Raw genomic sequence first — 13,080 nt, forward strand, 5'->3', positions numbered from 1 at the left:
GCTTTTAAATTATAGGTTAGTTAGTCGTTTTACTTTTTGAGCAGTACCTAGAGAACATTCTCCAAGTTTTGCGGCTCTCCTCAATGATTCACCATTTTTTAGCTCTATCATAACATTCTTGTATTTTTTTAAAAACTCTTCATCGCTCATTTTGGTGCCGTATAGTCTACCAGTATATTTTCCTTTTGCTTTGGCAATCTCAATACCTTGTTTTTGACGTTCTAACATGTTTGCACGTTCCATTTCTGCAACATTACCTAATACACTTATAATCATTTTAAAAATTGGGTTTGATTTGCCGTCCACCATTGAATACATACCGATATTTTCAACATATAAATTCACCCCATTATTATTAAAGAATTCTGAAACGGTTAAAATATCCAAAATATTTCTTCCCATACGGTCAATTGAAGAAATGTGAACCTCGTCAATTTTACCGTTAATTACATCGTTCGTTAATTTTTTACCTTGAGGTCTTTCGAAGAATGGAATTGCGCCACTAATTTTATCAATGTAAATAGATTCAAAGTTCTCCGAATTGGTTTGTTGTCTTTCCGTGTTTTGTTCTGCGGTTGAAACTCTGATATATTTTGCTTTCATAATCTTTAGTATTATTCTAAAGCAAATATAGTGTATATTTTTAGGGTGGCAAAATTATACAGTTGTAAACCAGGTATTTAGCTGAAAATAGTGTGTCATTTTAGGTCATGGTCTTAAAATGAACAATATAAAAGGCTATAACTTAGGAATTAAAAAATCATGTAACGGTTGAAGAGAATCTGAATTTAAGTTCCAATAAGATGGGTTCTTAAAAAAATTTGTCCCACTTTTTAGTTCCTTATCTCTTGCTCTATTAGATTCAGGGAAAGTTTCGATATAGGCATAAATTCTAGATTTTCTAATTGGTGTAATAAACTTTAAATCATCTGTTTCTAAAGCTCTAACACAAGTTTCATAAGAGTCAAAACAACTGAAGACCCTACTTCTGTCAGCTACTGCGATGCGCTCTAATAATGTTTCGTAATCACCATCATCAGCACCGTTAGGCAATAGAAAAACATCAATAGTTAAATCAATATCCTCTAAGACATCATTAATTTCATCTAAACGTCTTTGGTACCCACCATCATTTAAACTAGTATCAGCATCAAAAACTAAAACAACTGTATTACCTTCATCACGATACCGTTTTAAAATAGGTTCAGATAATTTAATTTTAGTCCAACCACCAATACTATCAGTTTTAAAATGTACTTCATTTTCATAACCTAAAAATTCAAGATATTCTTTAATGAAAACTTCATCTTTTCCTTCAGTAATAATTACTAGCATCTTATCTCAATTCTAAATTTTCTTCAATGGCATTCTCTAATTGGTCGAATGAATATGAATATGATTTGTGTAGTTCCTCAGATATTTTTCTTACAGAAAAAGTCATAACATTATCTCTGTAATCATCGTCCTTATTGTCTTTGAAATCAGAATCTATTAATGAATTATATAATGACTTTATTGTTTCAGAATTATGTGTAGTCACAAATACTTGTGTTTTCAATTTAACAGCAGTAGTTATTATGCTTTTCCATAATCTTCCTAGAGTAGAAAAATATAATCCATTTTCAATTTCGTCAATTACCACAACACCGCCTTTGGCATTGTAAATGGATAAAATTACAACTAACATTCTCCTTACTCCATCACCCATTAAATTTATAGGTATCATTCTATTTAGACCCACGTCTACAAATATCATTCGATTTCTTCCAAGCGTAATGTCTCGGATATTTCCATCTACTATTTTCAAAGCATCTATGATAACTGCTTGTTGTTTTGATATAATTATATCCTCTAATTCTCTTTCAAGATTAATAGACATTTGTAGAGATTGTGTTAAAAAAACTGCTCTTTCAAAAGTTGAATTACGATAATTACCTACTTCAGATATAAATTCTCCATTTCGAAAAATCAACTTACTTTCAACTAATTTTTCTTTAGAGTGTTTAGCTTTAAACTTACTTAAGAAAGTAAGTTGATTAATAAAAATATCGTCTGGTCTAGAGTCATAGTCTAACTCATTTAAATCATCAGCAGAAATAGTTCTTTTTGTATGAGATATTTTCCCTTGCTGATTACTCGGTCTAATCTCCAAAGTTCTATACGTATCCTTATCGATAGTTCCTTCAATTAAGATATTCTCATCATACTTTAAATTATTAAAAACGAGCCTAAAATCGTCTTGTTCATTAAAATTTAATGTTCGAAATCTATTTACTCTAAGAAGAATTTCGGGATTCAAACTTCCAATTAACACAAATATAGCTTCGAGTATACTCGTCTTTGATGAGTTATTTTTTCCAAGAATTATATTTACGTTAGAGAAACCTTCTATCTCTAAATAATTAATACCTCTAAAGTTTTCTATTTTTAATTTAGAATATGCCATTATCTCTGGTTTTATTGGATAAATATATTTATAAAAACATCAATAAACTAATTGTTTAATTAAGTGCTTCAATCTCTACCTCTAATTCGTTTAATATTAACATTTGTTTTCTCCATATCTAGCCTCATCTGTAAAACATTTAAATCTTGTATAAGTTGGTTCTTTCTCAACTGGTCTTTTTCTAGATTTATCATTTCTTGTTTGTGAGCTATATTAGCTCTAATTTTTTCTATTTCCATTTTTTAAATTTTATTTGTAGGTCAGAAGGCTTTTACCGTAAACATTGATTTTATTATTGTTTACTCGTTTATAATATTTCGGTTCATTAGCTAATACGTGTCGTTAGCATTAAAAAAAGTACCTCAAAATTTTTTAAAATTTTTGACAGGTCGGATGGTACTTTTTTTATAATTTTCTTACACCTGTATATAAGACGTGGGATACGTGGATTGGTTATTTAGACCAGTCCAGCCCCTGAGAATACATTATATGCAGCCGCTGAAATAAGTTCGTTTAACTCATCGTTTTCAGCTAGGTCATAGTATTCAAGAAGTAAGCCTCCAATCGTTAAATCTGCATCCTCACCATATATGTAAATACAGTGATTTATTAACAATTCTCTTAATAGAGGGTTTCCTCTTAAATCTATCGGTAAAATATTTTCCATTTCACATTAATTTAAGATTAGACATTGTGGATTTTTTTATAGGTTGTCCACCTCACAACCTTTATTCTTAAATTTAATAGTCAACTCTATATTTTCTAAAAAGATAATTTAGTTGATTGTTGTCTTTCAAATATCTAAATTCGGTTAATAGATGAGCATCGTCAATTATTGCGTTTTCCTCATATTCGGAAAGAATGTAAAGTGCAAGTCTTCTTTTTAAATCTTGATGTTTGTCGAAACTTTTGATTTCGAGATTAGCCCATTCTTTTTGTTTTTCATTCATAATATTTACTTATAATTATTGTGGATTTTTGATTAGGTAATCCACGCTACTACCTATGTTATTAATAGATTGACAATACAATCTGAATTCTTTACCGTTTTCTATATAGAATTTCAATAATTCATATATTATTTTTCTTAAAGTTTTTGCGTCAGAATCTGCTAACATGTGGACATGATATCTGTCTTTTTTGTCCTTTTCAATTGAATAGATATAGTTAATACCATCCGTCCTTTTTTTTAACTCTGATACTAGAAACTCATGATATTCCTTACTGTAGAATTCTTTAGTGGTCCAGGAAATATTTGATTTCCATTCATGACTATAAATTGTAGTTTGTCTTGGACGCTTTAATTTGAACTTATCTAATAAAGTGTAGTGAATAAAATACCGACCACTTTCTTTTTTTATTATTCCTAATTCATGATATTTATCGTAAATATCCTTTACCATGTTTTTTAAGGATTTATAGCTAATAGCTTTTATTTCTACTAAGTCCTTTAGCTTATACCATTTGTTATAGCGTTTACTATTTATTTGTTTTGCTAGACTATTATATTTTATAATTTCTTTATTCATACGTTATTAATTTTGTTCTGATTTAGATGTAATTAGGACATGACGCACATGTCGTTTTATTATAAATATCAGTTAGTAAGGGAAAAACGTTTGAGTTTGCCCTTTTGTTTTTCAAGTCACTGATAAACAGTGTTATATTTTTGAAATTAATTTTTGAAGTGCTATGGTGTTAGCTAATTATTACGATTTAGGTTTTGCCCCTCTAATCATAAAAATTAGGTTTCATAGCTTTATGAATCTCGTCGAGCTTGTAGTAAACTCTGTTTCCTATAGAATAGGATGTAAGCACCTTTTTAATATGCCACGACCTCAACGTCATAAAAGTTACGTTAAGCATTTTAGACGCTTCTTTACGTGTTATATAAGATTGAAGTGGTTGAGGTTTTAATTCCTCTTTAGATTCTTTGAGTTTCTTCTCTAATGATTCTGAGATTATCTCGCTAAGTTTTTCTGTAGTAATGTTAATTAATTGCACCATAGTATTCAGTTGTTAATTTCTATAGTGCAAATAAAGCATGGGTCATTTTATGGGTTGACCCGCAAAGATTATTTAGTCTTGTTTTTTAATTGTAATATCTTGTTTTTGAAAGAATTCAGTTAAATTTGATTCGTCTTTTTCTTTTAAAGGTTTATAAGTTTTGTTAATTAAATGCCTTGAATTGTCTGGGTTGATATCCATTATAGTGCCTAAAATTAAAGCTTTGCCCTTTTCAGTAGGGCTTATTATATTTTTAATTATAATATCACCTCCAAGTTGTTTAAATAATTCAAACCTTGTCTGCAAATTAAACTTAGGTAAACCTTTTTTATCTAAACTTATATCAGGAACCTCTTTAAGCTCGTTATTTTGTTTTGAAAGACTAACCGTAGTTTTTAGAATTGAATCGCCATCACTCACAATGTCATAACCTAGTTCATTTGCATATCCATTTAAAAATTTCACTTTTATTTTATCATTAATATCAGCTTTAGTTTTATCTTTTGAAGATAAATAATCTTTAAAATCGCCTGTAAACCATGTCAATTCTTGACTAAGATAAAATTTATGTTCCCGCAAGTTGTTTGAATAGAAATTAAGTTCATATTCTAAAAAATCTGTAATATTAGAGTCTGGTAAAGCTTGTTTAAATAATTCTTGGAAAGTTGATAGACCTTGCTTATATGTTTCGAGACTACAGTTTCTCCAATATAAATTATTATTTTCTGACAAAATATTTATTTTGTCTACTATTTGTTTTAATAATATATTAAGAACTCTCTTGTTCTTTTGATGAGATATAAGAGGGTATATTTCTACATTTTTAGTTTTGAATTGTTCGTTATCCATTTCTGAACTAACTTTTTTTGTGTAATCTCCCTCTTTGAATTTCCATTTTTTATTAGATTTTATAAAATCCAATTTTAGTTTTAGTCTTCGAAGTTCAAAAGTGACTTCACTTAATTGTCTACTTAGTTCAGAAGCTTCATCAAAAATTTTATTGGTTAAGTTTATCATTTAGAGTTTTAAAGAATTTTGAAACGAAAGATAATTAAATAAAAATATTTATTTTATGTGTTACTAATTAAAAAATTTATGACCAGAAATTTTCTTTGCTCTTTCAATGTCGTCAACCTTAATGTAGGTGTAGAATACTTTTTCTGTAGCGTGACCAGATATCGCCATTATATCAATTGTTGGCATCCCAGATTTATATGCGTTGGTGCAGAAGCTTCTTCTTCCTGTGTGGTTAGTAATTAATTCGTATTTCTTGTATTCATTGGTTTCTTTTACTCCGCCTTTAGTAATTTCTTTGAGAACAATGTCATTTATTTCAGCAAGTTCACCAATTTCTTTAAGACAGTAATTTATATGTTGTTCTGTCATTCGTTTTGGTGGGCGACCATTGTGTTTTTCTAAAATCGATTTTACTGTTGAGTTAATTGGAATCGTTAGGCGTTTTGAGTTCTTGGTTGTAATTAATGATATATAATTGATGCCGTCTTCTGTAATTATATTTTTTTCAGTAAGTGAATTGAAATCTGACACTCTGAGACCTGTATTTGCTGATATAAGAAATAAATCTCTTGCATTATCTAGTTTGGTTTTGGTTAATACAAAATCCTTATTAACTCTTTTAGATTTGAAATTAGAGAAGTTTAAATTTTCAATATGACTAAGTTCTTTCGCATTAAGATATATGTTGTAAACTTCTTCTGCCGGCTTTTTGAAATACTGTTTTCTGAAATCTAAATTATTATGAAATCTTTTTTCATAACTAGAATTCATTATGGTCTTTAAAATTTTGATTTGGGTACCTATGTAGTTTAAAGAATATTCTTTATCGTTCATATAAGTCATGAAGTCATCGTAGAAGTCTGTATTTACTTTATCGTATGTAATTGAGTACTTTGTGTCATTAAATTTTTTTAGGATTGTATATGCGTTTCTATATGTTTTAGCTGTTCCTTTAGTCATTGGCTTTCCTGTTTTCGTCAAAGGATTTACTTGGTAATTTTCAATGAACCATTTATAAAATGGAAGTAGTTCTAGTTTTAAATTTTCTTGATTTGGCTTTGATTTGTTTAAATATAAATCAAGTTTTTTTTTAAGAATTATATTAGTAACTATAGTATTTTCAGTAACAGTATAGTTTGTGTGAACTTTCTCTAGAAATGCTCTTATGTCCGTAAGTTTATTATTGATTTCATTTCGGTGAACCTCAGCTACTACATTTTTAATTCTCATCTTGTCACTATCCCAGTTTTTGAAATTATTGACCTTTAGACCAGTTGAGTATCTAAGTCTTTTGTTTGTTCCGTAATTAAAAAATAATTGAATTTTTGCGGATTTATCTACACCTTTTCGGATTTTGAATGTCAGTTTAGCCATAAAATAACAGTTTGTCAAATATAAATTAAAATGACACAATTAGTTTTAAATGTGTCAATATATGTGTCACTTTTTAATTTATATAGCTTTATTTAGATTTGTCTGGCTTTACATTGAGTTACCTTTTATGTTCTTTAAAGTAGTATATTGCTTGGGGTTTCTGCGCTTTTTTGTTGGGTTTATGATTTTTTAGAATAAATTATTTTGGAATCCCTTCGCGGTCACTATATAATTAAAATCTACACTTATAAATTCAAGCTAACTTGATTTAACGTGTAGATTTTTTTGTTTACAACCTGTTGTATTAGGTTTTTAATACATTAATCTATTTTGTTCTAGGGTTAGATAAATAATTTACTGTATTTTGTTTGATTAATTTCATAACCGCCTTTCATATTTCTATATGTTTATACAAGAGTGTATTTCTGTGTTATTGCTTATTTTGGTTTGTAGCCTAGTTCTAACGGCGTTGGGCTTTATGGTTTATCTTGTCGTTAAAATGGTTGAGACTGGATATTTTCTAATAACAAGAAAACTGCTTTATCGTTATATTATTCCGCCTTATAAAAAGCTTGAACAAGCACAGAGGCATATATTGGAAACCCAATTTATATTTTATCAGAACTTACCAGAAAAAGAAAAACGTGTATTTACACATCGTTTATCTCGCTTCATAGCATCAAAAGAGTTTATTGGTCGGGATAATTTAGTTTTAACAGATGAGATGATTGTTTTAACTTCTGCAACAGCAGTTATGTTGACTTTCGGTTTTCAGAATTATAGCTTAAAAATGATTCAACATGTTATAATTTACCCTTCTGTATTTTATTCGGAAACAAACAAGTCCTTTCATAAAGGTGAATTTAATCCACGTATAAAATCATTGGTGTTATCTTGGGAGCATTTTGTTCATGGGTATCAAATTACTAATGATAACCTTAATTTAGGTATTCATGAGTTTGCTCATGCCATTCATATAACTAGTATAAAAAATAAAGATACAAGTTCGTTGATTTTTGCTGACAGCTTTAAGGAGTTGACCAATTTTTTATCGGAAAATGAGGCATTGAGGTCAAGACTTATAGAATCGGATTACATCAGGCCGTATGCTTATGAGAATATGTACGAATTTGTAGCTGTTATTATTGAAACTTTTATAGAAACACCTACTGAGTTTAGAGCTCAATTTCCAGAAGTGTATAAGAAAACTAAGCAAATGCTTAATTTTAATTTTATTGATTATTAGAAATTTAGTCAAAAAAAAAGCACCCATAGGGCGCTTTTTTTTTGATTTATATACTAATTAAGCATTTGCTAATGCTTTTAGTTTTTTGATTGTTTCAGTAGGGTTTTCACTTTTAAATACATGACTTCCTGCTACAAATGAATCGGCACCAGCATCAACTAGTTTCTGGATGTTTTTATCGGTAACGCCACCATCAATTTCTATTCTGGTATTTAATCCTTGTTCGTTAATCATGTTACGTAATTTCTTAACGCGGTTATAAGTAATGTCTTCAAACTTTTGACCTCCGAATCCTGGATTTATAGACATTAATAATACCATATGACATTTAGGTAAAATATCTTCAAGTACATTTATAGGAGTTGTTAAGTTTAAAACGACTCCAGCTTTACACCCAGCATCTTCAATTTGCGTAAGGGTTCTGTGTAAGTGTACTGTAGATTCGTAGTGTACCGTAATAATATCGGCTCCTACTTTAGCAAATTCCTCAATATAACGTTCAGGTTTTTCAATCATTAAATGGACATCCAATGGTTTTGTTGCATGTTTTTTAATAGCTTGAATTACCGGCATACCATAAGATATATTTGGAACAAAATGGCCGTCCATAACATCAATATGAAACCAATCGGCATCACTGTTGTTAACCATTTCTGTATCGCGTTGTAAGTTGCCAAAATCGGCAGCAAGCATAGAAGGTGCTATTACTTTAGAATTCATTAGTGTGTTGTTTTGTTGTTTCGGCAAAGATAGGAAAAAAGCCTTGTATGATTTGTACTGAAATGTTGTTAAAAAAAATGAACCCAGAGTAATCAGCTCTGGGTTCTTTCATCAATCAAAAAACGAACAGTTATGAATAACTGTTTGTTGCTGTAAACTTAGCCTAAGTAAGTTTTTAATATTTTACTTCTAGACGTATGTTTTAATCTACGAATAGCTTTTTCTTTAATTTGTCTCACACGTTCACGCGTTAAATCAAACGTTTCACCAATTTCTTCAAGTGTCATTGGGTGTTGATTTCCAAGACCAAAGTATAAACGAATTACATCCGCCTCACGAGGTGTTAAAGTCTCTAATGCGCGTTCAATTTCGGTACGTAATGATTCGTGAAGTAAATCACGATCTGGGTTTGGAGATTCCCCTGAGTTTAATACATCATATAAGTTACTGTCTTCTCCTTCAACTAAAGGAGCATCCATACTTACGTGACGTCCAGAATTTTTCATAGACTCTTTAACATCGTTAATAGTCATGTCTAATTCTTTAGCTATTTCCTCTGCACTTGGTGGACGTTCGTGTGCTTGCTCTAAGAAAGCAAAGGTTTTATTAATTTTGTTTATTGAACCAATTTTGTTCAAAGGTAAACGTACAATACGTGACTGTTCTGCTAATGCCTGTAAAATAGATTGACGAATCCACCATACGGCGTAAGAGATAAATTTAAAACCACGTGTTTCATCAAAACGTTGTGCAGCTTTAATAAGCCCTAAATTCCCTTCATTAATTAAATCGGGTAATGTTAAACCCTGATTTTGGTATTGCTTGGCTACCGATACAACGAAACGTAAATTAGCTTTAGTTAACTTTTCTAAAGCAACCTGATCACCAGCTTTAATGCGCTGTGCTAATTCTACTTCCTCGTCTGCGGTAATTAAGTCAACTTTTCCTATTTCTTGAAGATATTTGTCTAACGAAGCAGTTTCTCTATTGGTAACCTGCTTGGTAATTTTAAGTTGTCTCATGTACGTTTTCTCTAATTTAATTGTTTGAACAAAGTGTTCTAATTAGTTATACGCTGGTAAAGCTGTTTTTGTTACAAAAAATGTTAAAATTTTTCATAAAAAATATAATCCACTGAAAACCAAGTGCATATATTTTGTGTTTATTCGTCTTTTTTGTAAACGTGTGGATTTTCTTTTATCCCTTTCTTAAATAATTTTCGAAGTGTCATTCTTAAAAAGGAATCTACTTTTAATATTTGATTTCTTAGTAGTTGTTCTGGTCGTCCTCTAAAAGTTGTAACATGGAATGTGTCATTCTCTAGTAACGGGTTACTTGAAAAATAATAGTTAGAAATACAGTTTCTAGAGGCGTCAGCTATAACAGGACTTACAGAGTGCCATGAGGATTGATGCGTAGCCATAATTACTAATCTGTTAAATTTGGAATGTATGGTTGTTTGTGAACTCTTTAATCCGTTTGGCCACAACTCTAAATGTCCACCGTTATTATCTTGCCAATTTGGTGTTACATAATAAAGTAAGTTTAAAACCCGCCAGCTATTGCGGTCTTTATCATGAGAATTGTCTAAATGAGGGTTTAAAAATTGATCCTTTTTCATAGAAGATAAACCGCCTGCGTATAAAAATTCATCCGGTTGAAGGTCTTCTATATTACAAATATATTTCATGCAGTTTACTACATCTTTGTTTTGAAAAGCATAGATTGTTTCCTCTAAAAGGGCATGATATTTATTCATTTGAGCTGCCACATATTTGTTTTCACGCAAACTTTTTTTAAGATCCATCTTTGTCTGCTCAGGGAATTGTTTAGATATTTCAATTGCAATTTCTTGAGGTAAAAGGTTATCTATATAAAAATATCCAATTTGATGTTTTGTATTAGCATATTGCTGTTTTAGAGATTCTTTCTCGCTATCTAATTTTTCTACTATCAATTTAGCTAAATCGTCTCTATTCATGCTGTTTTTGTTTAATTAGATGCTGCTATTTGTTTTTTAGCGGTAGGTTTTTATTTGGTAGCTAAAATAATGAATATCTAGTAGTAAACTGTATTCTAAAATGATGTTTTAGTATCTTTTTTATCTCTTTCTAACCAAAAAATAATATGATGTATAATGTCATTTAAACTGTATGTTTTATAATACGAGTCTCACGTTTCAATACAGATAACATGTAGGCTTCTAATAAAAGTAGTAGTTCGGACCAAAAAAAAGCGACATTCCATGAAAGAATGCCGCTTAACTTATGGATTAATTTTTTCTAAATACGTACATGACCATCGCCAAATACATAGTACTTATTAGTAACAAGTTGTTTTAATCCTAATGGACCTCTATGGTGTAACTTGTCTGTGCTTATTGCTAATTCTGCACCAACTCCCATTTGACCACCATCAGTAAAACGTGTTGAGGCATTGTGATAAACAGCAGCACTGTCTATTTGTTGCATAAACTGTGCAGCTTCATTTTTATCTTCGGTGATAATTGTTGATGAATGACCTCCTGAGTACTTATTGACTATTGTAATAGCTTGTTCAAGGCTATCTACCTCTGCAAGTACTAACTTCATTGCTAGAAATTCTTCATACCAAGTTTCCTCGTTTGGTATTTGTTCTTCACTTGTAAGAATGCGCCCTATTTTTTTATCTACTAAAAGGTTAACTCCAACATGATTTAGAGTCTCTTTTAGTGTTTTAACTTTGGTTTCATAATTAGCCATGTTTTTGTCTAATAAAACTTTATCTAAAGCATTGCAGCCAGAAATTTTATCAGTTTTTGCATTTATGATAACCTTAACTGCTTTTTCCCAATTAGCATGTTCAGAAACATATAAGAAATTGTTACCGCGCCCTGAAATTAAAACAGCACAGGTGGCATGGTCTTTAACGAATTTAATTAAACGTTCGCCACCTCTAGGTACAATTAAATCTATTTTTTCTGGTGGGTTTCTTAAAAAATCTTGGGTTTCTTCTCTCTTTAAATGAAGTAGCTTAATCCAATCTTTAGACAAGCCATTTTCTTCTAGTGCTTGATGCCAGCATTTTTCTAAAATAAGATTACTATTAATAGCTTCTTTACCTCCTTTTAAAAGAATTTTGTTATTTGCTTTGAAGGCTAAAACTGCAGCTTCAATTGTTACATCTGGTCTAGATTCATAAATAATCATGATGGTGCCAAATGGGGCTGTTTTATTTGTGATTTGTAAACCACTATCTAAGGTTAAATCCGATATAGTCGTACCAACCGGATCTTCTTGATCACGCACTTCTTTTATTGCCTGAATCATTCCATCAACTTTTGCTTGGTTTACTACTAAACGGTCGTAAAGTGCTTGGTCATCCTTATTAAAAGCATCTAAGTCTTGTTTGTTGGCCTTTATGATGGTTTCACGTTCCTGATTGATAATAGCAATCATTGAGTTTAATACATCATTTTTTTTGTCTGTATGTAATAGTTCCATTTTTGTTTTTTTAATGAATAAATTTAGTTCCTACCTCTTTGTTGTCTAGTATATCAACAATTACGTTAGCACGTTTGCCGTTGGCAATATAGGTAGGGATGTCTTTTCGTGCAGTGCCTTTAGCAATTCGTAATTTAGAAGCCATACCGCCACGACCTTCGCCTTCTTTTTTACCAGAAGCTTTTACGTATTTTTCAACATCTTGGTCGAAAGAAACTTCTTTTATTTTTATTGAATCTTCATCATCAGGATGTCCCGTGTATAAACCATCGGTATCTGATAAAATAATCATTCGGTCGGCATCTATTAGCTCGGCAACAAGACTAGCAAGTTCATCATTATCAGAAAACATGGACATGGTTACAGATACGGCATCATCTTCGTTGGCAATTGGTATGATGCCTTCAGATAGAAGACCTTCATAACAATTTATCATATTTTCGCGGTGTTTACCAGGATCAAAATCCCGTTTGGTAGCTAATACTTGTGCGCAACGCATGCCATAATCGTGAAATAAACTGTAATAGTGACGCATCATTCGGGGTTGTCCAACTGCCGAATATACTTGTCGTCTAATAGATTTGTCCTCGATATATGTACCTCCAAGAACTTCTTTTCCTGCCATTGCAGACCCAGAGGACACTAAAACGACCATTACATCACGCTCGTACAGCACTGATATTTGCCGGACAAGCTCCCTTAACACGGGGCCTAATATGCGATTGTCTTTATTTGTTAATACATTGGTTCCTACTTTTACTACTACGCGCTTAATGTCGTCAATCATA

Annotated in this window: 16 protein-coding genes; 1 reads left to right on the forward strand and 15 read right to left on the reverse strand. The window is 30.8% G+C overall.

Features of this window, described 5'->3' with window-relative positions; genetic code table 11:
- Positions 1-9: 9 nt before the first annotated feature.
- The 10 genes from ACW5R3_RS04105 to ACW5R3_RS04150 form a co-directional block, all read right to left on the reverse strand.
- On the reverse strand, positions 10-603 hold the full coding sequence (locus tag ACW5R3_RS04105) for a recombinase family protein (protein ID WP_456578359.1): 594 nt from the start codon (positions 601-603) through the stop codon (positions 10-12).
- A 135-nt stretch (positions 604-738) separates the two neighbouring features.
- Positions 739-1,335 carry a DUF3226 domain-containing protein gene (locus tag ACW5R3_RS04110; protein WP_456578360.1) on the reverse strand — a complete coding sequence of 199 codons (597 nt, stop codon included), beginning with the start codon at positions 1,333-1,335 and terminating at the stop codon, positions 739-741.
- A gap of 1 nt (position 1,336) precedes the next feature.
- A complete protein-coding gene (locus ACW5R3_RS04115) occupies positions 1,337-2,446 on the reverse strand; it encodes an AAA family ATPase (RefSeq protein ID WP_456578361.1) in 1,110 nt (369 codons plus the stop codon).
- Between the two features lie 68 nt (positions 2,447-2,514).
- Positions 2,515-2,685: a hypothetical protein gene (locus ACW5R3_RS04120; RefSeq protein WP_456578362.1), complete on the reverse strand. Its 171-nt coding sequence runs from the start codon at positions 2,683-2,685 to the stop codon at positions 2,515-2,517.
- A gap of 218 nt (positions 2,686-2,903) precedes the next feature.
- Positions 2,904-3,113, reverse strand: coding sequence for a hypothetical protein (locus ACW5R3_RS04125; protein ID WP_456578363.1), 210 nt, complete (start codon positions 3,111-3,113; stop codon positions 2,904-2,906).
- 73 nt (positions 3,114-3,186) lie between these two features.
- Positions 3,187-3,396, reverse strand: a complete 210-nt coding sequence (locus ACW5R3_RS04130) for a hypothetical protein (RefSeq protein WP_456578364.1) — start codon at positions 3,394-3,396, stop codon at positions 3,187-3,189.
- A gap of 15 nt (positions 3,397-3,411) precedes the next feature.
- Positions 3,412-3,975, reverse strand: coding sequence for a hypothetical protein (locus ACW5R3_RS04135; protein WP_456578365.1), 564 nt, complete (start codon positions 3,973-3,975; stop codon positions 3,412-3,414).
- 202 nt (positions 3,976-4,177) lie between these two features.
- Complete coding sequence (locus ACW5R3_RS04140; RefSeq protein ID WP_456578366.1) at positions 4,178-4,453, reverse strand: helix-turn-helix domain-containing protein; 276 nt, start codon at positions 4,451-4,453, stop codon at positions 4,178-4,180.
- 72 nt (positions 4,454-4,525) lie between these two features.
- On the reverse strand, positions 4,526-5,470 hold the full coding sequence (locus ACW5R3_RS04145; protein WP_456578367.1) for a hypothetical protein: 945 nt from the start codon (positions 5,468-5,470) through the stop codon (positions 4,526-4,528).
- 63 nt (positions 5,471-5,533) lie between these two features.
- Complete coding sequence (locus ACW5R3_RS04150; RefSeq protein ID WP_456578368.1) at positions 5,534-6,844, reverse strand: tyrosine-type recombinase/integrase; 1,311 nt, start codon at positions 6,842-6,844, stop codon at positions 5,534-5,536.
- Positions 6,845-7,322: 478 nt separating this feature from the next.
- Here ACW5R3_RS04150 and ACW5R3_RS04155 point away from each other — a divergent pair, with 478 nt between their 5' ends.
- Complete coding sequence (locus ACW5R3_RS04155; RefSeq protein WP_456578369.1) at positions 7,323-8,090, forward strand: zinc-dependent peptidase; 768 nt, start codon at positions 7,323-7,325, stop codon at positions 8,088-8,090.
- 57 nt (positions 8,091-8,147) lie between these two features.
- On the opposite strand, the gene rpe is transcribed toward ACW5R3_RS04155, so the two are convergent.
- The 5 genes from rpe to proB all read right to left on the reverse strand — a co-directional run bounded on the left by rpe (position 8,148) and on the right by proB (position 13,079).
- The gene (gene rpe / locus ACW5R3_RS04160; protein ID WP_456578370.1) at positions 8,148-8,810 is read right to left on the reverse strand and encodes a ribulose-phosphate 3-epimerase; all 663 of its coding nucleotides are present in this window, start codon (positions 8,808-8,810) and stop codon (positions 8,148-8,150) included.
- 158 nt (positions 8,811-8,968) lie between these two features.
- Positions 8,969-9,832 (reverse strand): sigma-70 family RNA polymerase sigma factor, encoded by an 864-nt coding sequence (locus ACW5R3_RS04165; RefSeq protein ID WP_092205627.1) that lies wholly within the window; start codon positions 9,830-9,832, stop codon positions 8,969-8,971.
- 140 nt (positions 9,833-9,972) lie between these two features.
- Positions 9,973-10,791, reverse strand: coding sequence for a 2OG-Fe(II) oxygenase (locus tag ACW5R3_RS04170; RefSeq protein WP_456578371.1), 819 nt, complete (start codon positions 10,789-10,791; stop codon positions 9,973-9,975).
- A gap of 301 nt (positions 10,792-11,092) precedes the next feature.
- Positions 11,093-12,292: a glutamate-5-semialdehyde dehydrogenase gene (locus ACW5R3_RS04175; protein WP_456578372.1), complete on the reverse strand. Its 1,200-nt coding sequence runs from the start codon at positions 12,290-12,292 to the stop codon at positions 11,093-11,095.
- Positions 12,293-12,302: 10 nt separating this feature from the next.
- Positions 12,303-13,079 carry a glutamate 5-kinase gene (gene proB / locus ACW5R3_RS04180; RefSeq protein WP_456578373.1) on the reverse strand — a complete coding sequence of 259 codons (777 nt, stop codon included), beginning with the start codon at positions 13,077-13,079 and terminating at the stop codon, positions 12,303-12,305.
- Position 13,080 lies beyond the last annotated feature (1 nt).

The sequence above is a fragment of the Algorimicrobium bowmanii genome (assembly GCF_054031195.1).

Coding starts and splice junctions, on each gene's coding strand:
- ACW5R3_RS04105 (WP_456578359.1), bottom strand. CDS start 603: ATGAAAGCAAAATATATCAGAGTTTCAACCGCAGAACAAAACACGGAA.
- ACW5R3_RS04110 (WP_456578360.1), bottom strand. CDS start 1,335: ATGCTAGTAATTATTACTGAAGGAAAAGATGAAGTTTTCATTAAAGAA.
- ACW5R3_RS04115 (WP_456578361.1), bottom strand. CDS start 2,446: ATGGCATATTCTAAATTAAAAATAGAAAACTTTAGAGGTATTAATTAT.
- ACW5R3_RS04120 (WP_456578362.1), bottom strand. CDS start 2,685: ATGGAAATAGAAAAAATTAGAGCTAATATAGCTCACAAACAAGAAATG.
- ACW5R3_RS04125 (WP_456578363.1), bottom strand. CDS start 3,113: ATGGAAAATATTTTACCGATAGATTTAAGAGGAAACCCTCTATTAAGA.
- ACW5R3_RS04130 (WP_456578364.1), bottom strand. CDS start 3,396: ATGAATGAAAAACAAAAAGAATGGGCTAATCTCGAAATCAAAAGTTTC.
- ACW5R3_RS04135 (WP_456578365.1), bottom strand. CDS start 3,975: ATGAATAAAGAAATTATAAAATATAATAGTCTAGCAAAACAAATAAAT.
- ACW5R3_RS04140 (WP_456578366.1), bottom strand. CDS start 4,453: ATGGTGCAATTAATTAACATTACTACAGAAAAACTTAGCGAGATAATC.
- ACW5R3_RS04145 (WP_456578367.1), bottom strand. CDS start 5,470: ATGATAAACTTAACCAATAAAATTTTTGATGAAGCTTCTGAACTAAGT.
- ACW5R3_RS04150 (WP_456578368.1), bottom strand. CDS start 6,844: ATGGCTAAACTGACATTCAAAATCCGAAAAGGTGTAGATAAATCCGCA.
- ACW5R3_RS04155 (WP_456578369.1), top strand. CDS start 7,323: ATGGTTTATCTTGTCGTTAAAATGGTTGAGACTGGATATTTTCTAATA.
- rpe (WP_456578370.1), bottom strand. CDS start 8,810: ATGAATTCTAAAGTAATAGCACCTTCTATGCTTGCTGCCGATTTTGGC.
- ACW5R3_RS04165 (WP_092205627.1), bottom strand. CDS start 9,832: ATGAGACAACTTAAAATTACCAAGCAGGTTACCAATAGAGAAACTGCT.
- ACW5R3_RS04170 (WP_456578371.1), bottom strand. CDS start 10,791: ATGAATAGAGACGATTTAGCTAAATTGATAGTAGAAAAATTAGATAGC.
- ACW5R3_RS04175 (WP_456578372.1), bottom strand. CDS start 12,292: ATGGAACTATTACATACAGACAAAAAAAATGATGTATTAAACTCAATG.
- proB (WP_456578373.1), bottom strand. CDS start 13,079: ATGATTGACGACATTAAGCGCGTAGTAGTAAAAGTAGGAACCAATGTA.